This is a genomic window from Stenotrophomonas sp. CASM101, from assembly GCF_049384845.1.
Classification (GTDB): Bacteria; Pseudomonadota; Gammaproteobacteria; order Xanthomonadales; family Xanthomonadaceae; genus Stenotrophomonas; species Stenotrophomonas hibiscicola.
On the sequence record NZ_JBMRFR010000014.1, the window covers coordinates 1 to 25159 of the forward strand.

At 67.5% G+C, this 25159-nt stretch carries 20 protein-coding genes; 11 read left to right on the forward strand and 9 right to left on the reverse strand.

Annotated elements, in window-relative coordinates; all coding sequences use genetic code 11:
- The coding region (locus VG543_RS16540) for a DUF418 domain-containing protein (RefSeq protein WP_423179030.1) at nucleotides 1-1021 on the reverse strand (1021 nt) is incomplete at its 3' end.
- Nucleotides 1022-1120: 99 nt separating this feature from the next.
- Nucleotides 1121-1603, reverse strand: coding sequence for an FKBP-type peptidyl-prolyl cis-trans isomerase (locus VG543_RS16545; RefSeq protein ID WP_111098588.1), 483 nt, complete (start codon nucleotides 1601-1603; stop codon nucleotides 1121-1123).
- A 111-nt stretch (nucleotides 1604-1714) separates the two neighbouring features.
- Here VG543_RS16545 and VG543_RS16550 point away from each other — a divergent pair, with 111 nt between their 5' ends.
- Together VG543_RS16550 and VG543_RS16555 are read left to right on the forward strand one after the other, a co-directional pair.
- The gene (locus tag VG543_RS16550) at nucleotides 1715-2254 is read left to right on the forward strand and encodes a C40 family peptidase (RefSeq protein WP_031270212.1); all 540 of its coding nucleotides are present in this window, start codon (nucleotides 1715-1717) and stop codon (nucleotides 2252-2254) included.
- 131 nt (nucleotides 2255-2385) lie between these two features.
- Entirely contained in the window at nucleotides 2386-3159 is a 774-nt protein-coding gene (locus tag VG543_RS16555; protein WP_005414115.1) for a C40 family peptidase, read from the forward strand.
- A gap of 224 nt (nucleotides 3160-3383) precedes the next feature.
- On the opposite strand, the gene VG543_RS16560 is transcribed toward VG543_RS16555, so the two are convergent.
- On the reverse strand, nucleotides 3384-4718 hold the full coding sequence (locus VG543_RS16560; protein ID WP_019660634.1) for a dicarboxylate/amino acid:cation symporter: 1335 nt from the start codon (nucleotides 4716-4718) through the stop codon (nucleotides 3384-3386).
- A gap of 153 nt (nucleotides 4719-4871) precedes the next feature.
- On the opposite strand from VG543_RS16560, the gene VG543_RS16565 reads away from it, so the two are divergent.
- The 5 genes from VG543_RS16565 to VG543_RS16585 all read left to right on the forward strand — a co-directional run bounded on the left by VG543_RS16565 (nucleotide 4872) and on the right by VG543_RS16585 (nucleotide 10285).
- Complete coding sequence (locus VG543_RS16565) at nucleotides 4872-6578, forward strand: alkaline phosphatase (RefSeq protein ID WP_423179031.1); 1707 nt, start codon at nucleotides 4872-4874, stop codon at nucleotides 6576-6578.
- Entirely contained in the window at nucleotides 6575-7120 is a 546-nt protein-coding gene (locus VG543_RS16570; protein WP_423179032.1) for a WG repeat-containing protein, read from the forward strand. Before VG543_RS16565 ends, VG543_RS16570 begins: the two co-directional genes overlap by 4 nt.
- 713 nt (nucleotides 7121-7833) lie before the next feature.
- Complete coding sequence (gene tilS / locus VG543_RS16575; protein WP_233653889.1) at nucleotides 7834-9120, forward strand: tRNA lysidine(34) synthetase TilS; 1287 nt, start codon at nucleotides 7834-7836, stop codon at nucleotides 9118-9120.
- 36 nt (nucleotides 9121-9156) lie between these two features.
- Nucleotides 9157-9417: an exodeoxyribonuclease VII small subunit gene (locus VG543_RS16580; protein WP_005410522.1), complete on the forward strand. Its 261-nt coding sequence runs from the start codon at nucleotides 9157-9159 to the stop codon at nucleotides 9415-9417.
- Nucleotides 9407-10285 (forward strand): polyprenyl synthetase family protein, encoded by an 879-nt coding sequence (locus VG543_RS16585; RefSeq protein WP_155029916.1) that lies wholly within the window; start codon nucleotides 9407-9409, stop codon nucleotides 10283-10285. The genes VG543_RS16580 and VG543_RS16585 overlap by 11 nt, the downstream gene beginning before the upstream one ends.
- 111 nt (nucleotides 10286-10396) lie before the next feature.
- Here the strand turns inward: VG543_RS16585 and VG543_RS16590 are convergent, their stop codons facing one another.
- Together VG543_RS16590 and pmbA are read right to left on the reverse strand one after the other, a co-directional pair.
- Nucleotides 10397-10768 (reverse strand): DUF4870 domain-containing protein, encoded by a 372-nt coding sequence (locus VG543_RS16590; RefSeq protein WP_019662100.1) that lies wholly within the window; start codon nucleotides 10766-10768, stop codon nucleotides 10397-10399.
- An 87-nt stretch (nucleotides 10769-10855) separates the two neighbouring features.
- Nucleotides 10856-12223, reverse strand: a complete 1368-nt coding sequence (pmbA, locus tag VG543_RS16595) for a metalloprotease PmbA (RefSeq protein ID WP_019662101.1) — start codon at nucleotides 12221-12223, stop codon at nucleotides 10856-10858.
- Between the two features lie 68 nt (nucleotides 12224-12291).
- On the opposite strand from pmbA, the gene yjgA reads away from it, so the two are divergent.
- Nucleotides 12292-12882 (forward strand): ribosome biogenesis factor YjgA, encoded by a 591-nt coding sequence (gene yjgA / locus VG543_RS16600; RefSeq protein ID WP_019662102.1) that lies wholly within the window; start codon nucleotides 12292-12294, stop codon nucleotides 12880-12882.
- A gap of 41 nt (nucleotides 12883-12923) precedes the next feature.
- Here the strand turns inward: yjgA and tldD are convergent, their stop codons facing one another.
- The 4 genes from tldD to VG543_RS16620 are packed head-to-tail and all read right to left on the reverse strand — an operon-like array spanning nucleotide 12924 to nucleotide 20403.
- Nucleotides 12924-14369, reverse strand: a complete 1446-nt coding sequence (gene tldD, locus VG543_RS16605; protein WP_019662103.1) for a metalloprotease TldD — start codon at nucleotides 14367-14369, stop codon at nucleotides 12924-12926.
- Nucleotides 14370-14429: 60 nt separating this feature from the next.
- The gene (locus tag VG543_RS16610; protein ID WP_423179033.1) at nucleotides 14430-18284 is read right to left on the reverse strand and encodes a YhdP family protein; all 3855 of its coding nucleotides are present in this window, start codon (nucleotides 18282-18284) and stop codon (nucleotides 14430-14432) included.
- A 30-nt stretch (nucleotides 18285-18314) separates the two neighbouring features.
- Nucleotides 18315-19802, reverse strand: coding sequence for a ribonuclease G (gene rng / locus VG543_RS16615; protein ID WP_019662105.1), 1488 nt, complete (start codon nucleotides 19800-19802; stop codon nucleotides 18315-18317).
- Nucleotides 19795-20403, reverse strand: coding sequence for a Maf family nucleotide pyrophosphatase (locus VG543_RS16620; protein WP_423179034.1), 609 nt, complete (start codon nucleotides 20401-20403; stop codon nucleotides 19795-19797). The genes rng and VG543_RS16620 overlap by 8 nt, the downstream gene beginning before the upstream one ends.
- A 130-nt stretch (nucleotides 20404-20533) precedes the next feature.
- Between VG543_RS16620 and VG543_RS16625 the strand changes: the two genes are divergently transcribed.
- The 3 genes from VG543_RS16625 (at nucleotide 20534) to VG543_RS16635 (ending at nucleotide 25158) form a co-directional block, all read left to right on the forward strand.
- Nucleotides 20534-21271, forward strand: coding sequence for an SIMPL domain-containing protein (locus VG543_RS16625; RefSeq protein WP_021204307.1), 738 nt, complete (start codon nucleotides 20534-20536; stop codon nucleotides 21269-21271).
- A 216-nt stretch (nucleotides 21272-21487) separates the two neighbouring features.
- The gene (locus VG543_RS16630) at nucleotides 21488-22138 is read left to right on the forward strand and encodes an energy transducer TonB (protein WP_019662108.1); all 651 of its coding nucleotides are present in this window, start codon (nucleotides 21488-21490) and stop codon (nucleotides 22136-22138) included.
- Nucleotides 22139-22329: 191 nt separating this feature from the next.
- On the forward strand, nucleotides 22330-25158 hold the full coding sequence (locus VG543_RS16635; protein ID WP_019662109.1) for a TonB-dependent receptor: 2829 nt from the start codon (nucleotides 22330-22332) through the stop codon (nucleotides 25156-25158).
- Nucleotide 25159 lies beyond the last annotated feature (1 nt).

Genomic DNA, 25159 nt, shown 5'->3' on the forward strand with positions numbered 1-25159 from the left:
GGGCCAGGTAGTGGGTCAATGCCATGCGCCCCACCGGCGCCAGCCATCCCAGCCGCGCGCGCCAACGCACGATCCACGCCAGGTAACCCAGGCACATCGGCAGCCCGCCGATCGTCACCAGTGCCATCGCTGCGGTCACCGGCAGGTCGTAGGCGCCCGGTGCCAGATACGGCTTCCAGGCAACGCCGAGCAGCGTGACCGCCAGGCCCAGCGGCAGCGCCACCCAACGCAACAGCACGTACAGCCGTGGGAAGCGCTCGGGTGATACCAGTGCACCGCTGCTGGCGAACCAGCTGCCGATCAGGAACATGCCCAGCACTTCCGGACCGGTAATCAGCAGCGCGCCCATCGACGATCCGAACTCGTGCAGGCGCTGCGCGGTGGCCTGCATCCAGCTGCCGTGCCCGTACACCAGGCGCTGCTGCGCGATGGCCTGCTGTGCTTCGGCAAGCATCTTCTGCATGTCTTCGGCCGAAGCCATCGACACCATCGCACCCACCAGCAACATCATCGCTACACCGCCGAGGTAGACGATCACGCCCATCCACGGCAGCCAGCTGCGCGGCGCCTCGCGGCAGGCCAGCAACGGCAACGAGACCAGTGCATACATCACCAGGATGTCGCCGGACCAGACCAGCAGTGCATGGCACAGGCCGATCAGCAGCAGGCCGGCGCTGCGGCGCAGGTAGAACGGGGTGAAGTCGCGCCCGGCCACCTCGGCGCGTTGCGCCATCACCGCAAAGCCGGCACCGAACAGCAGCGAGAACAGGGTGAAGAACTTGCCCTGCACGAACACATAGACGAAGGCGTCGGCCCAGTGATCGATGCCCCGCCAGTGCACGTCAATGCCGGTGAAGGCCAGGTCCAGCGGACCGCTGAAGGCCTCGATGTTCATCAGCAGGATGCCCAGCAGCGCGGCACCACGCAGCACGTCCAGCACGGCGATGCGTTCGCCGGAAGCCACCGGCTGCAGGGAAGGAGAGACAGCGTTCACGGGGCGTCCGTCAGGCAGGTCCGCCATTATGCCGCCGGCCCGCGCGCCATGGATGGCCGCGCCATGTTCCAGAAACGCGACGGCCCGCCGAAGCGGGCCGTCGCATCCATCACGATCGCGCTGCGATCAGTGCTGGTGACCACCGTCGCCGTGGACGTGGCCGTGGTCGAGCTCTTCCTTGCCGGCTTCGCGCACATCGACGATTTCCACGTCGAAGTGCAGGTCCTTGCCGGCCATCGGGTGGTTCAGGTCGACGTCCACGACGCTCATGCCGACCTTCTGCACGGTCACCGCACGCGGGCCGAAGTTGGTCTGCAGCACCACCTGCTGGCCCGGGGCCAGCTTGGTGTTGCCGAAGTGCTTCTTCGGCACGCGCTGGGACAGGCCCTCGCGGCGCTCGCCGTAGGCATCGGCCGCCTTGACGTCGACGCTGAAGGTCGCGCCGGCTTCCTTGTCCATCATGGCGTTTTCCAGGCCCGGGATGATGTTGCCATGGCCGATCAGGATCGCCAGCGGCTCGCCGCGGTCCTTGGACGATTCAATCGGCTCCTGGCCGACTTCGGAAACGGTGTAGTGGAAGCGGACAACGCGGTCTTTTTCGATCTTCATGCGCAACTCTGTCTGGATCTGCCGGAGGCAGGCGGGTTGGGGCGGGTTGTCGCCCGACGGGGACGCCGCCATCATGACGGCCATTCCAAGGTGGCGCATTATCCGGAGATCATGCACATCACGCCAGTTTCGTCCGGCCCGCGCCGGTTTCTCGCCCCGGCCCTGCTGCTGGCCCTGCCCGTGTTGATGACCGCCTGTGGCGGCGGCAAGGCCACCCGCCCGGCGCCGCCCCCGCCGACGGCGAACTGGCCGAAGACCGTGCCGGACAACCCCGAGGCCGCCAACTCGGTGCTGATGCGGGCCATCAGCCTGGTCGGCACGCCCTACCGCTATGGCGGCAACACCCCGGACTCGGGCTTCGACTGCAGCGGGCTGGTCGCCTATGTCTATCGCGAGATGCTGGACCTGCGGCTGCCGCGCACCTCGCGCGACCTGGCGGCGGTACAGGGCCCCAGGATCGATCCGCAACGCCTGGCCACCGGCGACCTGGTGTTTTTCGGCAGCCGCGGCAGCGTCACCCACGTGGGCATCTATGTAGGTGAAGGGCGTTTTGTGCACGCGCCGAGTACCGGCGGTACGGTTCGCCTGGACTCGCTCAGTGGCCCCTACTGGAAAGACCACTACACGGGCGCGAAACGTGTCCTTCGCTAAGCTGAACAGGCGGTATGTCTAAAACTGTGACATGCGTCACTATATAAATAACGATTTTATAACGGAATTTTTAACTTATCCGCGCTTTTACAGGGCATGATGCCCCATCGTTTTTTTCCTGTGACCGACGCGTGACGACTGACGACCTGAAAAGCGAAGGCCAGACTTCCGTATCTTCACGTAGTGCCCGCCCGCTGTTGCTTGGCCTGGCACTGTGCCTGACCAGCCTTCCGGCCTGGTCGCAGACTGCTCCAAACCGTTCCGATGTGACCCCGGCCCCGGTGGCCGAGAGCACCGCCCGACCGGCCGCCAAGGCCGAGGCTGCCGCTCCGCAGCGCAGCCGAGTCGATGCCGCCGCCAGTGCCACGCTGGCCGCCCTGCTGCCGCACCTGGCCGCCAACGACACCATTCCGCTGATGGATCGCTCGGCCGTGGTGGCCGGTGACCTCAGCCGCCTGCTCGCCAACTACGACACCAGCAGCGCCGCCAATGGCAGCGTCGTCGGCACCGCCGCCGACAACGGCAAGGTGCAGTCGCTGCTGCGCCGCGCGATGACCCTGCTGGGCACCCCGTACCGTTGGGGTGGCAGCAACCCGGACAGCGGTTTCGACTGCAGCGGCCTGGTCGGCTATGTGTTCCGTTCGGCGCTGGGCATCGAGTTGCCGCGCGTCTCGCGCGAGATGGCGCACGATGACAACGCCGAACTGATCAACGACCGCACCGCGCTGGCGGCGGGCGACCTGGTCTTCTTCGGCCGCAAGGGCCGCGTCGACCACGTCGGCATCTATGTCGGCGACGGCCGCTTCCTGCACGCCCCCAGCTCGGGCAAGGATGTGCGCGTGGACACCCTGCTCAGTGGCTACTGGGGCAACAAGTTCATGCAGGCCCGCCGGGTGGATCTCTGACCCCTGGCGCTACAGCGCCGCCTGATGCAAGAAGCCGCTGCCCTGCAGCGGCTTTTTTGTTGGGCCCGTACGTAATGGTGGGTGGCTGCCGACCTTGGTCGCCACCGGCTCCATCCATGCATGGTGTGGATCAAGCGGAGGCCGCCTTGGCCGACACCGCCTCGGCCATCCCCCAAACAAAAGGCCCGCCGGTCAGGGCGGGCCTTTCAATTCAGCACACCACCTCAGGCGCGTGGTGGTGTCGGGTCGGGATCATCCACGCCCACGTTGCTGGACGGGTTGTCGTACACCGCCTGGTCAAGCAGCCCGGTCTCCTTGGCCACGATCACCGGTACCAGCATCTGGCCCGTCACGTTCGTCATCGTGCGCATCATGTCCAGGATGCGATCAATGGCATACAGGTAGCCGATGGTCTCCAGCGGCAGGTTGGCCGCACTCAGCACCACCGTGGCCATGATCACCGCAGTACCCGGCACGCCGGCGGTACCGAAGCTGCCCAGCACCGAGGCGATCAGCACCACTACGTACTGCTCCGGAGTCAGCGGCACACCGCTGTACTGTGCGATGAACACCGCGCACAGCGCCGGGTAGATCGCGCCGCAGCCGTCCATCTTGATGCTGGCGCCCAGCGGCACCGCAAACGAACCGTAATCCTTGTTCACGCCCAGGTTGTGGGTGATCGAACGCAGTGCCACCGGCATCGCCGCGAAGCTGGAAGAGCTGACGAACGCAACCTGCATGCCCGGCGCCGCACCACGGAAGAACTTCAGCGGGTTCAGTCCGTGCGCCAGCAGCAGTGCGCTGTAGACCACCACGATGTGCAGGGCGCAGGCCACGTACAGCGCCAGCACGAAATGCCCCAGCGGCAGCAGCTTCTCGAACCCGTAGCTGCCGACCAGACCGGCGATCAGGCCAAAGGTGCCGATCGGGGTGACTTCCAGCACGAAGCGGGTCACCTGGATCATGATGTCGCTCATCTGGCCGACCAGCTTGCGCGCCTCGGTCACCTTCTCGCCGAGCTTGACGATGGCGAAGCCGACCAGGCCAGCGAAGAAGATGACCGGCAGGATCGAGCCACGGCCGGCGGCCAGCACGGTTTCGCCGGCCGCGTTGACCTTGGTGCCGATACCGGACAGCGCATAGAAGACATTGGCCGGTACCACGTCCAGCAGCACCTGCACCACGCTGGGCACTTCGCGCGGCACGTAATTGCTGGCCATCGTCAGCTGCAGGCCACCGGCGCCGGGCTGCAGCACGGTGCCCACGCCCAGGCCGACGCACACCGCCAAAGCAGCAGTGATCACGAACCACAGGAAGGTGCGGCCACTGAGCGCGGCAACCGACTTCTGGCCGTGCAGCGACGAGATCGCATTGATCACCGCGAAGAACACCAGCGGCACGGCGATCATCTTGATCAGGGTGACGTACAGCTCGCCAAGCGGGCCGAACCACGTTTCCGCGGCAGGGCCGAGCGCCCAGCCGGCCAGCGCGCCGAGCACGAAGCCACCGACCACGCGCTGCCAGAATGGAATCCGCAGCCAGGCAGAGACCAGCTTCATAGGCAATCCAGAGGGAAGGAAGGGATGCTGGCACGATAGCCCATCAACGGCTGGGGAACGACCGCCCGACCGGCAAATCAGTGTGTCATCGGCGTGCCTTGCGAGGGCGGGCATAATGAACGTCCCGTTACAGTTTGTGAGATCCCAGCGTCCATGCGCCGTTCCGTCTCCCTGTTGGCCGCCTGCGCCACCACCCTGCTGCTGGGCGCCTGCGCCAGCACCCCCCCCGCCTCTGCCCCGGCCGGCCTGAAGGTCGCCGTCGATCCCGTCGCCCACCCGGCCGGCGAAACCCCGCAGTGGTGGTACCGCAGCGGCGCTGCCCAGGCCGCCGCCAACGGCGCGATGTCCGGCAAGGCCAAGAACGTCATCCTGTTCCTCGGCGACGGCATGAGCCTGACCACCGTGGCCGCCTCGCGCATCTACGAGGGCCAGCGCAAGGGGGGCTCCGGTGAAGAGAACCTGCTGTCCTGGGAACGCTTCCCGGCCACGGCGTTCAGCAAGACCTACAACACCGATTCGCAGACCCCGGATTCGGCCGGCACCATGACCGCCATCACCACCGGTGTGAAGACCCACATGGGTGCGATCGGCGTCAGCGCCGGCAGCCGCACCGACTGTGCCGACAGCCTGTCGAAGGGCCTGCTGACCTGGCTTCAGCTGGCCGACAGCGCCGGCCTGGCCACCGGCGTGGTGTCCACCGCGCGCCTGACCCATGCCACCCCGGCCGCGACCTACGCGCACTCGCCCGAGCGCAACTGGGAAAACGATACCGACCTGACTGAAGCGGCGAAGGCGGCCGGCTGCAAGGACATCGCCCAGCAGCTGCTGTCGACTTCGCGCTACGGCCGCGGCCCGCTGGTCGCCCTCGGCGGCGGGCGCGGGGAATTCACCACCGTGGAAGAGCGCGACCCGGAGTACGACGACAAGGTCGGCCAGCGATTGGATGGGCGCAGCCTGGTGCAGGAATGGCAGCAGGCCCATCCGCACGGCGCCTACGTGTGGAACAGCAAGCAGCTGGCCGCCGCCGCCAACGCACCGGCGATCCTCGGCCTGTTTGAACCGGACCACATGCGCTACGAGTACGAGCGCCCGCAGGATCCGGGCGGTGAGCCGAGCCTGGCCGAACTGACCGCAGCGGCGATCAAGAATCTGTCGAGGCACCCGGAAGGCTACGTGCTGATGATCGAAGGCGCACGCATCGATCACGCCAACCACAGCGGCAACGCCTACCGTGCGCTGACCGAAACCGTGGCGCTGTCCGATGCGGTGCGCGTGGCCAGCGAGCTGACCTCGGCCGACGACACCCTGATCATCGTTACCGCCGACCACTCGCACACGCTGAACTTCGTCGGCTACCCGGCGCGCGGCAACCCGATCCTGGGCAAGGTGAAGGACAAGGGCGGCGAAGATGGCGCCGGCAAGCTGGACTACGCACTGGACGGCACCGGCCAGCCGTACACCACGCTGAGCTACGCCAATGGCCCGGGCCACACCGGCAGCAGCAACCAGCAGCCGGCCGGCCCGAAGCGCTATCCGCACAACCCGAGCAGCTTCGAACCGGCCAACGGCCGCCCGAACCTGCGCGAGGTCGACACCGAGCATCCGGACTACATGCAGGAAGCGCTGGTGCCGATGAAGTCCGAATCGCACGGTGGCGAGGACGTCGGCATCTGGGCACGCGGCCCGGGCAGCAAGGCGATCCGCGGCACGCTGGAACAGAACGCGATCTATCACATGATCGTGCAGGCCACCCCGGCCCTGCGCGAGCGCCTGTGCCAGGCCGGCACCTGCGATGACAAGGGCGTGCCGGTGCAGCTGCCGGCACCGACCGCGTTCGAGCGCAAGGCCGAGGCCAAGTGATCACACGGCAGGCCCGCCCTGATTCTGCCAGCGGCCGCTTCGCGCGGTCGCTGGCCCTGCTTGGCATGCTGGTCAGCGCCACTGCAGCGGCACAGGCACCGGCATGCAAGCTGCTGACCGACGAACACGGGTTGTGGCCGCTGCCCAACTGCGAGGTGATCGATCACCGGCCGAAGATCAGTGCCGACACGCTGAAGGCCCTGAATTACGACGACCACGGCCTGGCAGTGGTGTACGCCGACCAGGGTTTCCACTACGTCGACCGCAAGGGCCGCAGCCTGCCGGTGCTGACCTGGGACAACGGCCCGGAAACGCCGCAGGAAGGCCTGCTGCGCGCCCGCGTAGGCAACCGCGTGGGTTACTTCGACCTGACGTTCCGCCAGGTGGTACCCGGCACGTTCGATTTCGCATGGCCGTTCCAGGATGGCGTGGCCGAGGTCTGCAATGGTTGCCGTCGTGGTACGCCGGATGCCGATGGCCACACGCCGATGGAAGGCGGAGAGCGGTTCCGCATCGACCGCTCGGGTCGTCGGGTGAAGTAGGTTTTCGGCAGGGCTGCGCCCTGCACCTGCAGACGCAACGGCAACGGCAACGGCCGGAAGCAACAGCAACAGCGTGCATTCCGTGGGATGGCGGGGCACTGTGGGTGTGCGGGGACGGCGCGAGTACGTCCATGTAGCCTTGGTCGCCGCATCCATGCGGCTCACACCCCGCAAACCCACAGTGCCCAACCTTCGACAGTTTTCCGGCGGCTGTTGGTAGGTGTCGACCTTGGTCGACACATCTGTCAGATATCGAATGAGTCATCCACGCATGGCGTGGATCTACTGTGTCCACCAAGGTCGACACCTACCAAAGCGGTGCAAGACGCCGTTCCGACAGATCGCGGCAATCTGTCGAAGGCGGGGTGGGTCCGGTTGCGGGGGCGTGAGCCGCATGGGCCCGAGGCATGCCTCGGGCGGGTTGGGCAGGACGCCCAACCCCGGTCTTGCCGTGTGCGCAGGACTGCGCACACGTGCAAGCGGCGACCGAGCTTACATGGGTGAGGGCGCTTTGCTTGCGAAGCACTGCTTCGCAAGCGCCCGAACGCCCAGCCGCCAGCGGCTGGGCCGGGCCCCGGAGGGGGACTTGCAGCGGCCCCCGCAACCGGACCTACCCCGCCTCCCCTCAGGAAACCAGCTTCTGCTGTTGCTGTTGCTCTGGATCGTAGCGGGTGCAGGGCGCAGCCCTGCCGAGCAACCCTATACTTGCCGCCGTGACCGCCTTCCCTGCCCTCGTTCCGCTGGATGCGCCGCTGCTGGTGGGTTACAGCGGCGGTGTCGACTCGACCGTGCTGCTGCACTGGCTGTGGCGCTGCGCACAGGCCTCCGGCACGGCGCTGCGTGCGGTGCACGTACACCATGGCCTGCAGGCCGATGCGGACGCCTGGGTGCTGCATTGCCAGCAGCAATGCGCGGCACTGGGCATTGAACTGGCCGTGCATCACGTGCAGGTCGACAAGCGCGCGGGCCTCGGCCTTGAAGGCGCGGCGCGGCAGGCACGACGTGCAGCGTTCGCCGCCGAACTGCGCGACGGCGAAACACTGGCACTGGCGCAGCACCAGGACGATCAGGCCGAGACCTTCCTGCTGCGGGCCCTGCGCGGATCCGGCGTCGATGGCCTTGCCGCGATGTCCGCACACAGCCGCCTTGGCGAACAGCCTCTATGGCGGCCGCTGCTGGCGGTGCCACGCAGCGCACTGCTCGACTACGCGCGGCAGCACGCGCTGCGCTGGATCGAAGACCCCAGCAATGGCCACGACCACGCCGATCGCAACTTCCTGCGCCTGCAGGTGCTGCCGTTGCTGCGCCAGCGCTGGCCGCACGCGGCGTCGGCATTGGCCGGCAGCGCGACGCATTGCCGGCAGACCCGCGAACTGCTGGACGAGGAAGACGCCGAGCTGATCGCGCATCTGGAAGTGGCACCGCGCGTGCTGTCATTGGAACTTCTGCGCCAAGTGTCGCCGGGCCGCGCCGCACGCGTGCTGCGCGCCTGGGTGCTGGGCCATGCTGCAGCACCGTTGCCGGCCACGGTGCTGAAACAGGCGCTGGACGAACTGCTGCCGGCCGGCAACGATCGCCAGGCCCGTGTGCGCTGGCACGATCACGCGATCCAGCAATGGCGCGACCACGCCTACCTGCTGCCAGCCCGGCTACCTGCGCTCCCCCCCGCGTGGCAGGCCGAATGGGACGGACGCGCGCCATTGGCGCTGCCCGATGGCGGACAACTGCGCCTGCAGGGCGCCCCGGCCTTCGAACGCCCATTGCAGGTACGTGCGCGCGCGGGCGGTGAGCGCATCCTGCTACCCGGTCGCCAGCATTCGCACGCGCTGAAGGACTGCCTGCAACGTGAGCGTCTTGCCCCGTGGCGCCGCGCGCAGCTGCCGTTGATCTTCGATGGCCCGCAGTTGCTCGCCGCCGCCGACGTGGTCATCGCCGCGCCCCTGCAGGCCTGGTTGCAGGCGAACGGGGCACAGCTGCGTTGGCGTCCCGGCGGCTGGTGAATTGACCCCCGCGCGCAGCCCGTCCACACTTGCCGCATGGCCAAGAAGTCCCCCGAAAACGCCTCCCCGGTCGCCCAGTTCGAGCAGTCGCTTGAATCGCTGGAACAGCTGGTGGAGCAGATGGAAACCGGCGAGCTGAGCCTGGAAGCCTCGCTCAGTGCTTACGAACGTGGCGTCGGTCTGTATCGCCAGTGCCAGCAGGCGCTGGAACAGGCCGAACTGCGCGTGCGCCTGCTCAGCGATCCGGCGCAGCCGGAAGCATCCGAGCCGTTCGATCCGCCCAGCCATGACGGCTGAGGTTCTGTTCGCGCGCTGGCGCGACCGCATCGAGAGCCAGCTCGACGCCGCCCTGCCCTCGCCCGCCGAGGCCCCGCAACGCCTGCACCAGGCCATGCGCTACTCGGTGCTGGGTGGCGGCAAGCGCATGCGGCCGCTGCTGGTGTACGCCAGTGGCCACCTGTTCGGCGCGCAGCCGGAACAGCTGGACGCGGCGGCGATGTCCGTCGAGCTCATCCACGCCTATTCGCTGGTGCATGACGACCTGCCGGCGATGGACGACGATGCCCTGCGCCGCGGCAAGCCGACCACCCACATCGCCTTCGACGAAGCTACCGCCATCCTCGCCGGTGACGCCCTGCAGACCCGTGCCTTTGGCCTGCTGGCCGATGCGCCGCTGACGGCCACGCTGCGCGTGGCCTGCCTGCAGACCCTGGCCCACGCGTCCGGTGCCTCCGGCATGTGCGGCGGCCAGGCGCTGGACATCGATGCCACCGGCCAGCAACAGACCCTGGCGGCACTGACCCGCATGCATGCACTGAAGACCGGCGCACTGATCCGCGCGGCGGTGCGCATGGGTGCGCTGTGCGGCCAGGCCCACGAACCGCAGCTGGCCCAGCTCGACAGTTTCGCCGATGCACTCGGCCTGGCCTTCCAGGTCCGCGATGACATCCTGGATGTGGAAGCCAGTTCTGAACAATTGGGCAAGACCGCCGGCAAGGACCAGGCACAGGAAAAGAGCACCTTCCCGGCGCTGCTGGGCATGGACGGCGCCAAAGCACAGCTGCGCGAACTGGCAGCGCGCATGCAGGCAACCCTGGCCGGCCATGGCGAGGAAGCCGATCCGCTGCGCGCGCTGGCAACGCTGGCGGTGGAGCGCAATCACTGATTGCTGGCGGCGACGCTGCCGCACTGCGCTCACCGCGCTTGGCCCGGCACGAGCGCCAAACAACAACGCCCGGCAATGCCGGGCGTTGCATGTATCCGCGTGCGGACGAACTTACTTGATCAGGCGCAGCGCGAACGGGTAGCGGTACGCCTCGCCGTTGTTGGCCTTGACGGCGGCAATGATGCAGAACACCAGGCTGACCAGACCAACGATCGGCATCAGGATCGCGCCGATGACGACGATGGTCAGGATCATGCAGATGACCATGGCGATGGCCACGGTGATCTGGAAGTTCAGCGCTTCCTTGGCCTGGTCGGTCACAAAGGCCTTGCCCGCATCATCCTTGTTGATCAACCAGATGATCAGCGCGCCGATGAAGCCGGTGAAGATGCCCAGCAGGTGCGCAGCCAGCGCCATCGTGCGCTGGTCGGCCGGGGCCTCGGTGGTCGCCGGCGGCGGCGGGACGTTATCGAATTCGCTCACGACAAAACTCCTTTTCATTGGGTGGTCTTGACCCACCAGCACCAAGCTGGCTGCGTCAGGCGGGCATAGCTTACGCCATCGACGCCATCAATCATTACCGGCAATGGTCATCCGCCCCACCAGGATCGAGCCGGTGCGGATGTGCGAGCGCGGGTCAACATCACTGCCCACCGCTTCGATGCTGCTGAACATCTCGCGCAGGTTGCCGGCGATGGTGATGCCATCCACCGGATACTGGATCTCGCCATTCTCGACCCGGAAGCCACCGGCGCCCCGCGAATAGTCGCCGGTCACCCCGTTGACGCCCTGCCCCATCAGCTCGGTCACCAGCAGGCCATTGCCCATCTGCCGGGCGATGTCCTGCAGCGCGCCAGCATTGGCGGCCAACTGCAGGTTGTGCACGCCACCGGCATTGGCGGTGGTCTGCAGGCCCAGCTTGCGGGCCGAGTAGCTGCCCAGCACGTAGCGCTGCAGGACGCCGTCACGGACCAGCGCCGAAGCTCGGGTGGCCACGCCATCGCCATCGAAGGCGGCCGAACGCAGGCCACGGCGCAGGTGAGGCAGTTCCTCGATCTGCATCCAGCCGGGGAACAACTGCAGGCCGACGCTGTCCAGCAGGAAGCTGGCCTGGCGGTACAGGGCACCGCCGGACACCGCCGACAACAGGTGGCCGACCAGGCTGCGCGCCACTTCCGGGGCGAACAACACCGGCATGCTGCCGGTGGCCATCGAGCGAGGCTGCAGGCGGGCGACGGTGCGCTCGGCAGCACGACGACCGACCAGGCCCACCTCCTCCAGATCCTCGCGGGCCAGCGCACTGGTGTACCAGCCATCGCGCTGCATGCCATCGCCCTGGCCGGCAATCAGCGCACAGCCCACCGAATGATGGGTGCCGCGCTCACGGCCGATGAAACCATGCGAATTGGCATAGACCGACAGGCTCTGCATGCTTGACACCGAAGCGCCGTCGGAATTGCGGATCTGCGCATCGGCCTCGCGGCCTGCGTTCTCACAGGCCAGGGCCAGGTCCACCGCCTCGTCGGCCTGCAGCGCCCACGGGTGCCAGGCATCCAGATCCGGGAAGTCGGTGGCCATCAACGCGGCCTCGGCCAAGCCGGCAGCCGGGTCATCTTCGGTATGCCGGGCGATCGCACAGGCCTGTTCGACCGTGGCGGCAAGGCTGGCCTCGTTCAGGTCGCCAGTGCTGGCACTGCCCTTGCGTTGCCCGAAATAGACGGTGACGGCGATACCGCGGTCACGGGTGGACTGCACGGTCTCAACCTCGCCAAGGCGGACATTGACCTCCAGGCCACGATCCTCGCTGCAGCTGACCTCGGCCTGGCTGGCGCCCAGCGCGCGGGCACGGTCGAGCAGCTGCTGGGAGAGGTCGGCCAGCCGTTCCAGCCGGGCCGCGCTGTCGTCGCCGACGGCCACTTCAGGGGCGATCACGTTCAATGCTTTATCCTGTACGGGTTGGGCCCGGCATCACGCCGGGCGACTTTTTTTGAAATCAGGTATGGACGATGCGCGGACGCGACGAAGAAACCGGTGAATTCCACGACAAGAGCCGCAGCCAGAACCGGCGCGACGCGCTCGACGTCCTGGCCCTGGGCGAGAAGCTGGTGTCGTTGACCCCGGCCCAGCTGGCGCGCCTGCCGATCCCGGAAGACCTGCTGCCGCATATCGCCGAGTGCAAGCGCATCACCGCCCACATCGCCCACAAGCGCCAGCTGGCGTTCCTGGCCAAGCACATGCGGCGCGAAGAAGAGGCCACGCTGGATGCGATCCGCGACGCGCTGGACGCCAACAGCGAGACCGGCCGCCGCGAAGTGGCAATGATGCATCGCGTTGAGGACTGGCGCGACCGCCTGCTGGCCGAGGGTGACAAGGCACTGGCGGCCCTTCTCGACGATTATCCGCAGGCCGATCGCCAGCAGCTGCGCACGCTGGTGCGCAACGCGCAGGCCGAAAAGGCCAGGAACAAACCGCCGCGCGCCTACCGTGAGATTTTCCAGGTGCTGCGCGGCCTGATGCTGCCGGCCGCGCTGGGCCTGAAGACGGCGGGCGACGAAGACGCCGGCCACGTCGAGACCGACGAAGCCGACGAGGACTGAGTCCGCGCCGGTCGGGGCGGTGGCGCTGGCCATCGCCCGGCTCAGGCCTGGGTACCGCCGACGGTGATGCCCTCGATCAGCAGCGAGGGCTGGCCGACACCCACGGGCACGCTCTGCCCGTCCTTGCCGCAGACGCCCACGCCCTCGTCCAAGGCCAGGTCATTGCCGACCATGCGCACCTTCTGCATGGTTTCCGGACCGTTCCCGATCAGGGTCGCGCCCTTCACCGGCGTGGTGACGCGGCCATCCTCGATCAGGTAGGCCTCGGTCGCCGAGAACACGTACTTGCCGCTGGTGATGTCGACCTGGCCGCCGCCGAAGTTGACCGCGTACAGGCCCTTCTTCACCGAACGGATCATCTCCTGCGGGTCGTGCTGGCCGGCACGCATGTAGGTGTTGGTCATGCGCGGCATGGTCATGTGCGCGAATGATTCGCGGCGGCCATTGCCGGTAGGCGCCACGCCCATCAGGCGCGCATTGAGGCTGTCCTGCATGTAGCCGACCAGGATGCCGTCCTCGATCAGCGTGGTGCACTGGCTGGGATGGCCCTCGTCGTCGATGTTCAACGAACCGCGACGTCCGTCCAGCGTGCCGTCATCGACGATGGTCACGCCCGGGGCGGCAACGCGCTCACCGATGCGGCCCGCGTAGACGCTGGTGCCCTTGCGGTTGAAGTCGCCTTCCAACCCGTGGCCAACCGCTTCATGCAGCAGCACGCCCGGCCAGCCCGGACCGAGCACCACCGGCATCACCCCGGCCGGAGCCGGAACGGCGTCCAGGTTCACCAGCGCCTGGCGCAGCGCCTCGCGGGCGAAGGCCTCGGGGCGCCCGTCCGCAAACAGTTCTTCATACCCGTAGCGGCCACCGCCGCCTGCATAGCCGGACTCGCGGCGACCGTGGTGCTCGACGATCACCTGTACGTTCAGGCGCACCAGCGGCCGCACATCAGCACCCAGCACACCGTCGCTGCGTGCGATCAGCACCGTGTCGACGCCGCCGGACAGGCTCACCATCACCTGCTTCACGCGCGGGTCGGCGGCACGCAGGTAGCCATCCAGGCGCTTGAGCACCTCGACCTTGGCCTCGTTGCCGATACCATCGATCGGGTCCAGCGCCGGGTACAGCGCGCGCGCGTTGCCACGCAGTAGCGATCGCCCGGATTGGGCACCGCCTTCGCGTGAGATCGCACGTGCCGACTGCGCCGCCGCCAGCAGCGCGTCGGCGTGGATGTCATCGGAATAGGCGAAGCCGGTCTTTTCGCCGGAAATTGCCCGCACGCCCACGCCCTGTTCGATGGAATGGGCGCCATCCTTGACGATGCCGTCTTCCACGCTCCAGCTCTCGCGGCGGGCATGCTGGAAGTAAAGATCACCGAAGTCCACACCGGGGCCAAGCAACTGGCCGAAGGTGCGCTCCAGGCCAGCGGTATCCAGGCCGCCGGGGCGCAGCAGGCGGTCTTGGGCAAGCGTCAGGGCGATGTCAGTCATGGTTCTCGATCTGGGGATGCGGGGGCGCTCAGGCAAGCCCCGTGAACAGGAAGGCCGCGCTCACCGCGGGCGCGGCAGGCCGGTGACGGTCGGTGGAATGGCCGGCGCCGGTGCCGGCGCGGGTGGTGGAGCCTTGTCGCGGCTGCGTTCGATCACTTCCACCTTGGGCTCCTTCCATGGACCGGTCACCTTGTAGGTACGGGCGCCAATCTCGCCCAACGGCTTGGACAATACCGCATTGGTGGCCGCGCCCAACGCCGCTCCCACCGGGCCACCGGCCACTGCCCCCACCACGGTCAGCAGATTGCCGGCACGCGGGTTGACGTCGATGGTCTGGTCGAACTGCTGGTTGCGCAGGTCGGCCTGGCCGCGGATGGTGATGTTGGCTGCAGGGCCTTCGATCAGCACCTTGTCGGTGCGCGCCATGCCCTGGCCGAACTGCATGCTGCCGTCGATCTGGTTGAACGCGAAGCCCTTGGAGAAGAAGTCGCGGAAGTCGAACATCAGGCGCCGCGGCAGCTGGGTCACGCTGAGCAGGCCCAGCACGCGGCCAGCACCCGGCTCCAGCTCCAGCAGCTGGCCGTTGCGTGCGTGCAGGTCCAGGCGGCCCTGCAGGTTGCCCAGCTGGAAGTCCGACGGCCCCCCGCTCCAGGTGGCCTGCAGCTGGGCCTGGCCGGAGCCACCACGCAGCTGGCCGCCGTAGTCCAGGTTCTGCATCAGTCCGCCCAGATCCTCGCTGCGCACCTGGGCGGTCAGCTCGGTGCGGGCTCCGCCGGCACGGCCCAGCCAGCGACCGCTGATGTCGATCTCCTGGTCCGGCGCGCGGAAGCGCAGCTCGTCCACGTTCAGGCCATTGGCCAACGGTCGTGTGCGCAGCACCGCCTGGCCCAGCACCACCTTGCCGAACTTGAGGTCGGCGATGTCCAGCGCGAACGGCGGCAGCTTGGCCGGGTCCATATCGTTGGCGCCGGCCTGGACCCGGGCCGGTGCGGCCGGTGCATCCGGAGCTGCCGGTAGCGATTGCCAGTGCACACGGTCGAGCTGGCCGCTGATGGTGCCGCCGTCAGCATTGGGGACAGTCAGGCGCCCGGCCAGCGACGGGCCCGCCAGGCGCACGTCCAGCGCCTGCGCGCCGGGATGCAGCTGCAACCGGGTCTGCTCGAAAACGCCACCGATCAGCTTCAATTGACCGACCTGCACGTCCACCGCACGCAGCGGCATCGTGTTGTCATCGCTGCCGCCCCGCGCCAGGCCGATCCACTCCAATGCGTCCAAGGTCGGGCTGCGGCCGTTGACGGTCAATCCGCTGGGAGGCGGCTCGCGATCGACATGGTCGCTGCCCAGCGTCACCTGCACGCCGGTCTGGTTGTTGTGGCTGCGCGCGGCCAGCGCCAGGCGCTGGCCGAACGCCACATCGATGCGGCCGGCACCCATCGGCAGCTGTGCGGCCACGGTGGTCGCCAGCGGCTCGGCAGCCGGTTTGTCCAGCGGCGCCGGCAGATCCAGCCGGGTGCCGACCAGATCGGAGCTCAAGCGCAGCTCGCTGGGCGGCGCAGGAGCACCTGGCGCCACCTTGGGCAGGTTGACCGCGATGGTCCACGGCGAGGTCCCGGTGATGTAGGGCTTGAGCCAGGCCATCTCCGGTGCGCGGTCGATCAGCACGCCGGCGTCAAGCGTGGCCGACAGCTTCGATTCGAAGGCCAGTCTGCTGTCGTGCACGTAGCCACCAGCACGCAGGCTCAGGCGGCCGTCCTGGCCGAGGTGGCGCACCGACAGTTCCTCGGCATCGAAACCGCCATTGCTGTAGCGCGCCTGCCCGTGCATGTTGTCGAAGGCGAGCTGGAAACGCTTGTCGACCAGCTTCACGCCGGCCAAGTCAACCGTCCCCTGCAGATGGCCACCGCCTTCATCGTGGTGCAGCGGTTGCAGCAGATCGAAGGTCACATGCGCCGGGCCCGCTGCGGTGAGGTTGTCCAGGGTATCGCCATAGTCCTTGTGCAGCGGGCTCTGCCGCAGCATGGCCAGCAGTCTGCCGGCCTCGCTCTGTGCATCGGCGCGCACGTACAGCGGCTGCTGCCCGAAATCCTGGATGCCCGCCTCGAACTTCTGCACCGCCACGCCGGCCAGGTCGCCGCGCCCATGCATGTCGAAGCCGGGGCCGATGAAGGCGATATCGGCATCGACCTGGCTCATCAGCGGCCAATCATGCTGGAAGCGGATGTCGCCATTGGTGATGTGGCCGGTGGCCTCGAAGCGGCCATCGTTGTTGTCGAACGGCCAGTCGTCCAGGTCACCGGTGACCAGGCCGACGCCGCCACGTACCTGGCCGCCGGCCAGTGCCATGTCCAGCCAGTCGGTGGCGCCCTTGCTCATCTTGGAGTGGATCCAGAAGCGCTTGGCCGCCGTCATCGGCACGTCGTCCAGCTTGGCGGCCAGCTGCAGCCACGGCCGCGTACCGTCGCCCTGGAACCACACACCGCCGCGCACGTCGGCCGCATAGTCGGTACCTTCCACACGCATCGCCGGCGTCCCGATCCGCCAACCACCGCCCTCGTCGCGCCAGCCCACGATCTGCCCGGCCAGCTGCAGGTCGTGGCGCACGCCGAAGCCGGTGGGCCAATCGAACTGCAGCTGCCGTTGCGGCTGCAGCTGCAGGCTGAAGCCGTTGGCATCGCCTTCGAAACGCCCGCCAAGGCCGCGCAGCCCCGGTGAATTGCCGACGCTTGCAAAGCCCAGCGACTGCAGTTCACCCTGCGCCCACAATGGGCCATCGCGTTCGCCGGCCAGCTGCAACGCGCGCACGTCCAGCTGCGGCCTGGACAGGAACAGCCAGCGACGCAGGCCCGGCTCAAGGCGATCGCTCAGAGCCAGCGCACGCAGCACGATGCCGGCCTGCACTTCACCGGAACGCACCCGCAGCTGTTTGCCGACCTGCAGCTGCAGGCCATCGAGGCGCTGCTCGCCGTCTTCATTCTTCAGCCGCAGCCGCGGTACCTGCAGCGCCCAGCCCTCGGCCTGGCGCTGCCAGCGCAGGCGGGCCTGCAGTCGCTGCAGCTGCAGCTGCGGCGCCGCCATGCCGGGTATCGGTGCGCCATCGATGCGCACGTCGCGCAGGTCCGAATCCGTGGTCACCGCCACCGGCACGAAATCGCGCAGGGTCAACCACAGGTTGAGTTCGCCCTTGCCCTCGCGCAGGCGCACACCGCCGGCCGCCAACAGCGGAGACCAGGCATGGAAATCGACCGGATCGGCGCCCAGCCAGGCCTCGCCGTTGCCACGCGTGCGGTCCACATCCAGCACCGCAGTCAATGGCAGCGCTTCGGCCTGGGCCCAGGCGCGCACGCCCACGCGCAGGCGATCGCCATTGACCCGCAGGCGCAGGTCGATGCGCGGCAGCGTGGTGTCGATGCCCAACGTCGGCGAGTGCACGCCCAGGCGCCCCCCGATCACCTGCAGCTCGCCCAGCCGGCGCAACGCATCCAGCGGATCTCCACCGTCGGCGGACTGTGGCAGCCCACGCACCGACCAGCGACCGCTTGCATCCTGCTGCAGATCCAGCGCCAGCCCACGCAGGCGCAACTCGGTCAGCGAACGGCCAGGCAACAGGCCGCTGTACATCGATACCAGCACCTCGGCCTCGCCAATGGCCAGGCCGCGGCCCGCGCCGATATGCAGGCCTTTGAGCTGCAGCAACGGGCCACGACGGGTCCAGGCCGTCTGCAGCTGGTCGAAACGCACCGGCTGGCCGGCACGTTCGCTCAGCCAGGCCGCAATCCTGTCGGGGTGGCGCTCGGCCAGCGGCAGCAGCTGGCTGAGGGTGCCCACCAGCAGTGCCAGCCCGACCAGGCCCACCGCGCAGGCGGCAATGAGATGACGGCGGATCCTTCGCAGTCGCAGGCGCGGCGGCGCGCTCATCGGCCACCGCCGGCCTGCAGCCGGCGAGGATCAGAGCAGAACGACATCGAACTGCTCCTGCAGGTATTGCTCGTCCGCCTGGAAGCGGATGCTCTTGCCGAGGAATTCCTCCAGCTCGGCCACCGCCGCCGATTCCTCGTCGGTGATGCGCGCGACCACCTTGGTCGAGGCGATCACCAGCAGGCGCGCGGCGTCGAACTGGCGCACCGCGCGGGTGATCTCGCGGAAGATCTCGTAGGTCACCGTCTCGGTGGTCTTGATGCTGCCGCGGCCGCTGCACTGCGGGCAGGTTTCCGACAGCTGGCGCTCCAGGCTTTCCACCGTGCGCTTGCGGGTCATCTCCACCAGGCCCAGCGGCGAGAAGTCATAGACTGTTGTCTTGGCATGGTCGCGCGCAAGCGCCTTTTCCAGCGTGCGCAGCACCTGGCGGCGGTGCTCGGCATCATCCATGTCGATGAAGTCGATGATGATGATGCCGCCCAGGTTGCGCAGCCGCAGCTGCCGCGCCACCGCCTGCGCAGCCTCCAGGTTGGTGCGGAACACCGTTTCTTCCAGGTTGCGCTGGCCGAGGAACGAACCGGTATTGACGTCGATGGTGGTCATCGCCTCGGTCTGGTCGATCACCAGGTAGCCACCGGATTTCAACGGCACCTGCTTGTCCAGCGCGCGGCCGATCTCGTCCTCCACCCCGAACATGTCGAAGATCGGGCGATCGCCGGAATACAGCTCCAGCTTCTCGGCCAGCACCGGCATGTACTTGGCGACGAAGGCCTGCAGCTGGCCGAAGGTCTCCTTCGAGTCCACCTTCACCTTGTCCACATCCTTGCGGATCAGGTCGCGCACCGAACGCAGCGGCAGGCTCAGGTCTTCATAGATGATGCTGCACGAGGGCGCTTCGCGGCCACGGCGCTCGACCACGTTCCACACGCGCGACAGGTAGGCGATGTCCTCGGCGATGGCCTCGGCCGGCTGGCCTTCGGCGTTGGTGCGCACGATGTAGCCGTAGCCGCCGTGCTGCGCCGACAGCTCGGTCACCAGCGCCTTCAGGCGGGCGCGCTCGGCTTCGTCCTCGATGCGCGCCGACACGCCCACCACCTTGGACTGCGGCAGCAGCACCATGTAGCGCGAGGGAATGCTGATCTGCGTGGTCAGGCGCGCGCCCTTGGTGCCGATCGGGTCCTTCACCACCTGCACGACGATGTCCTGGCCGTCACGCAGCAGCTCGACAATCGGCACGCTGGCCGGCGGCGGCAGGGTGGTGTTCTCGGTATCGGCACTGGCCACCGGCGCCGGCCGCACCACGTCATTGGCGTGCAGGAACGCGGCGCGCTCCAGCCCGACTTCGACGAAGGCGGCCTGCATGCCGGGCATGACCCGCTGCACCTTGCCCTTGTAGATGTTGCCGACCACACCCCGGCGCCAGCCACGCTCGATGTGCAGTTCCTGCAGCATGCCATTTTCGATCACCGCGACCCGGGTCTCGCGCGGGGTCACGTTGACCAGGATTTCCTCAGACATCTGCAGCCTCCCTGGCGGCATCGGCGGTGGGGGCCGGCACGCCGCAGCGCGCCAGCAAACGATCGGTGTGCAGCAACGGCAGCCCCATGACGCCGGAGTAGCTGCCGGACAGGTGCTCGATCCAGCGCTCGGCCCCGCCCTGGATGGCGTAGGCACCGGCTTTGTCCAGCGGTTCGCCGGTGGCGACATAGGCGGCGATGTCGGCAGCGTCGATCAGGGCGAAGGTCACTTCGGAAATGACCAGTTCGCTGTCCAGCCCGTCCGCGCCGACCACCACTACGGCCGTCATCACCTGGTGGGTACGCCCGGCAAGACGCGCCAGCATCCCCCGGGCATCGGCAGCGTCGGCGGGCTTTCCAAACACCTCGCCATGCAGCACCACCTCGGTGTCCGAACCAAGCACCCGCGCCTGCGGGTCATTGGCCAGCACCCGGGCCAGGCCGGCGCGCGCCTTGTCGGCGGCGACCCGGCAGACGTACTGTTCGGCGCTTTCAGCGGGCGCACGCTGCTCGACGACCTCCAGATCCAATGCCTGGAAGGGGCGTCCGAGTCGGGCCAGCAGCTGGTTGCGTCGGGGGGAGCGGGAAGCTAGGTAGAGCATCGGCACAGCATAACCTGAGGCCGCCACCTGAATCGTCGGCAACCCGTTCCGGAACGCGTTCAACCCCGAACGGACTCACAACGCGTTCATCGCTACGACACCACCCTCAACGGCACAACAAGGAGATCCCATGCGCCTGACTGCCACCCCGCTGCTGCTCGCCCTGTCCCTCGCCCTTGGAACCTCGATGACCGCCCATGCCGCTCCGTCCTCGCCATCGATCGCCGCACCGGCCGAGGGCACGCTGCTGAACATCTCGGCCAATGCCGAGGCCACCCGCGTGCCTGACGTGGCCACGCTGTCGGCCGGCGTGGTGAGCCAGGCTGCCGATGGCAACAGCGCCATGCGCCAGAACGCCCAGCAGATGGACAAGGTGCTGGCCGCGATCAAGGCCGCCGGCATCGCCGAGCGCGACGTGCAGACCAGCGGCGTCAGCCTCAACCCGCAGTACCGCTACGCCGACAACGAAGCGCCGAAGATCACCGGTTACCAGGCCAGCAACACGGTCAGCCTCAAGGTGCGCGACATCGCCAAGCTCGGCAAGGTGCTGGACGCGCTGGCCGCGCAGGGCGCCAACCAGATCAACGGCCCGAGCTTCGAGATCGACCAGCCGGAACCAGTGTATGACGAAGCCCGCCTGGCTGCGCTGAAGAAGGCCCAGGCCCGCGCCCAGACCTATGCCAAGTCACTGGGCCTGCAGGTGCGCCGCATCGTCAGCATCTCCGAGAACAGCAATGGCGGTTTCCGCCCGATGCCGATGATGCGCACCATGGCGGCCGGTGCGGCGATGGACAAGGCCACCCCGGTCGCGCCGGGTGAATCCACCGTCTCGGTCAACCTGGACGTGGTGTTCGAACTGGGTCGCTGAGCCGTTGGTCATTGCCGACAGAGGCGGGTTCCCCAGGGGACCCGCCTTTTTTCGTGCATTCCGACGGCAGTGGCTGAAGGCCAGCCCAACACGGGTGCCCCTGCCTCTATGCAGTGGCCGCCCGGGCGCGCTACTGATGCACTGCCAGCCGCGTGCGGCAACCCCGCCACGGGCCCTGGTGCGTTGAGGACTTCGTCACTGGCATGGAGGTGGACCATGGTTCGTACGTATCCCGTTGCATCCCTGCACTTCGACCCCGCCCGCGTTGCCGCCTGGAGCGCGGCGATCGCCCTGCACCTGCTGGCCTTCCTGTTGTTGCTCATCCCTGCGACCTACCAGGCCGTGCAGGCCCCGCGTGAAAAGACCACGGTCAGGCTGATCGAGAAGATCCCGCCAACGCCGCCGCCCCCGGTGCTGGAACAGCCCAGGGAGGTCGCCCGGGTCGTACCGAAGCCACAGACGCAGCCGGCCGCGCCGCCGCTTCCAGCTCCTACCGCAACCGTGGAAGAAGCCCAGGGCATCGCGCTGCCGGCCGCCGAACCGGCCCCGCCCCAGCTTGCACCGAGCATCGATACCTCCGCACCACTGGCCGGTGCCCAGCTGCAGTACCGCAGCGCCCCGCCGCCGGCCTATCCGCTGGCGGCATTGCGCAACCGCGAACAGGGCACTGTGCTGTTGCGGGTAGAGGTGGACACCCGCGGGCAGCCGACGGGGGTCAGCATCGAGCGCAGCAGCGGTTCGCGCAGCCTGGACCAGGCCGCGCGCCTGCAGGTGCTCCGGCACTGGCGCTTCGAGCCGGCCCAGCGTGATGGCGTGGCGGTACCGGCCATCGGCATGGTGCCGGTGCAGTTCTCGCTGCCGGAGTGAAGTGATCGCCGGCCCGGCCACCTGCCGGGCCGGCGCTTCCCTGCACGTGCCAACGGACGGAACCGGATCAACCGTTACCGATTAAGCAAAAATTCACGACTTCGTCACCTACCGGAAACCTAGATTGATCCGTCCCGGAATCTTCCGGAGACAGCCCTCAACGCTACGGTTTTCCAGTTAGGAGAGAAGCTGTGAAACACCTGATCCAACGGCCCGCCAGCCGCCGCCGCAGCACTCTGGCATCGTCCATCACCCATATCCTTACCGGCAGCACCCTGTTGCTGGTTGGCGCCGCGGCTTCCACCTCGGCCTTCGCGCAGGACAAGGCCACCAACCTGGACCGCATCACGGTCACCGGTTCGAACATTCCGCGCACCAACACTGAAACGCCGTCGCCGGTGCAGGTAGTAACCCGCCAGGAAATCGACCGCACCGGCAAGACCACGGTTGCCGAATACCTGCAGACCCTGACCGCTGATGGCTCCGGCTCCATCCCCAAGACCTTCGGCAACGGCTTTGCCGGTGGTGGCGCCGGCATTTCGCTGCGCGGCCTGGGCGCGGGCTCGACCCTGGTCCTGTTGAACGGCCGCCGCATGGCCACCTACGGCCTGGCCGACGACGGCCAGAAGGTCTTCACCGACCTGAGCACCATTCCGCTCGATGCCGTCGAGCGCGTGGAAGTGCTCAAGGACGGCGCCTCGGCAATCTATGGCTCCGATGCCATCGCCGGCGTGGTAAACATCATCCTGCGCAGCGACTTCCAGGGCGCCATCCTGCGTGGCTCCTATGGCCTGTCCGGTGACAGCGATGGCGACGCGAAGAAGGCGACCCTGACCGCCGGCACCGGCGACCTGGCCACTGACGGCTGGAATGCCTTCTTCAGCCTGGACGTCGGCAAGACCGACGCGATCAAGATCAGCGATCGCAAGAACCGCAAGTGGATCGGCACCGGCGACATCCGTCCTTGGGGCTATGGCAACAATGCCCAGTTCCTCGGCGGCGCCTACCTCAATGGCCGCACCAGCGGAGGCGTCGGTCCGAATGGCTCGGTGTATGACGACCGCAATGTCACAGCGACCAATCCGGCAAGGCTCGTGCCACTGCCCGGCTGCCAAGGCCTGACCACCATCCCGGGCCAGACCGACGCGTCAGTGGCGGCCCAGGGCTGCCTGTGGGATCCGGCGCAGCAGTTCCGTGATCTCACGCCTGAAGAGAAGTACGTCAACGTGTTCGGCCGCGCCAGCTTCGCCTTCGGCGAAGGCGGCGAGGTCTACACCGAGATCGGCTACTCGAAGAAGGAAACGATCTTCAGCAACACACCGTCCGGCGTCTCCGGCAGCTGGGGCTATCCCCTTGGCCCGCGCAATGCCAGCAGCGGCCCGGGCGCCGTGGTGCTGTCGCCGACCCATCCCGACAATCCGATCCAGGGCCAGGCCTCGCGCCTGCGCTACTCGGCCTGGGATGTCGGCCCGCGCGTGACCAACAACACCAATGAGTTCAACCGCTTCCTGGTCGGCGTCAAGGGCAACTGGGGTGACTGGAGCTACGACACCGCCTACCTGCACTCCGGTACCGATCTGGTGAACAAGCGCACCGGGTTCCTGCGCTACAGCGCTGTACAGTGCGCGCTGGGCAACCCGAACTGTGCCGGAGGCGTGTGGCGTATTGGCGACAATGCCAACCTCAACTCGCAGGCGCTGTACGACTACATCTCGCCGACCATCAGCGCACGCGCCAAGTCCAGCCTGGACATGTTCGACTTCACCGTGTCGCGCAGCCTGATGGACCTGAAAGGTGGTCCGCTGGGCCTGGCAATCGGTACCGAGTGGCGCAAGACCAGCAACAGCCTGACCCCGCAGACTTACACCGACCAGGGTGACATCATCGGCCTGGGCTATTCGGCCTATGACGGTACGCAGAATGTCTACGCCGGCTACGTCGAACTGTCGGCACCGGTGCTGGAGCAACTGGAACTTTCCGGCGCGCTGCGTTACGACAAGTACGAGAGCGGCGAAGGCAAGGCCACGCCGAAGCTGGGCATCAAGTGGACCCCAGCCGACTGGATCGCTCTGCGTGCCAGCTACGCCGAAGGCTTCCGCGCCCCCAACCCGGCCGAGAACGGCGATGGTGGCCTGGCCGCCTTCTCCAACGCCCGCGATCCGGTGCGCTGCGCCGTCAGCCCGCCGGCCGATGTCGGCACCAACTGCAGCTCGCGCCCGGTCGCGATCATCACCCGCCCCAACAAGGACCTGAAGCCGGAAGAGTCCAAGAGCTACTCGGTGGGCATCGTGCTGCAGCCGACCTCCACCACTTCGATGACCGTGGATGCCTGGCAGATCAAGCGCACCAACGAAATCGCCCAAGGCTCCACGGCCGATGCCATCGCCGCCGGCAACGTGCTGCGTGACATCGACCTCATCAACGGCATCGCTGGCACCGGCAGCATCCTGGCGGTCAACACCGCGTACATCAATGCGGCATCCACGCGCGTGCGCGGTATCGATACCGATATCCGCCAGACCTTCGATATCGGCCCGGGCCAGCTGGAAATGGACCTGCAGTGGAGCCATGTGCTGAAGTACGAGCGCACCGACTCCGACGAGACCTTCGACTATGCAGGCACCCACGGCAACTGCGACGTGACCAACTGCATCGGTACGCCAAAGGATCGGATCAACTTCGGTACCACCTGGCGTCAGGGGCCGTGGAGCGTGAGCGGCGTCGCCAACTACATCTCCAAGATGGACAACAAGGATTTCCGTGGTCCGGAGGGTTCGTACCAGTTCTCCTACGCCGACGGTACCGACGTCACCAAGATCTCCTCGTTCACCACCTTCGATCTGTCCGGCCGCTGGAACATCACCGAAGCCTTCGAACTGAACGCCTCGGTGCAGAACGTGTTCGATCGCATTGCGCCGCTCGATCCGACCACCTACGGTGGCGTGAACTACAACCCGCTGCACTTCAGCGGCGCCATCGGTCGCTACTTCACCGTCGGCGCCAAGTACACCTTCAAGTAAT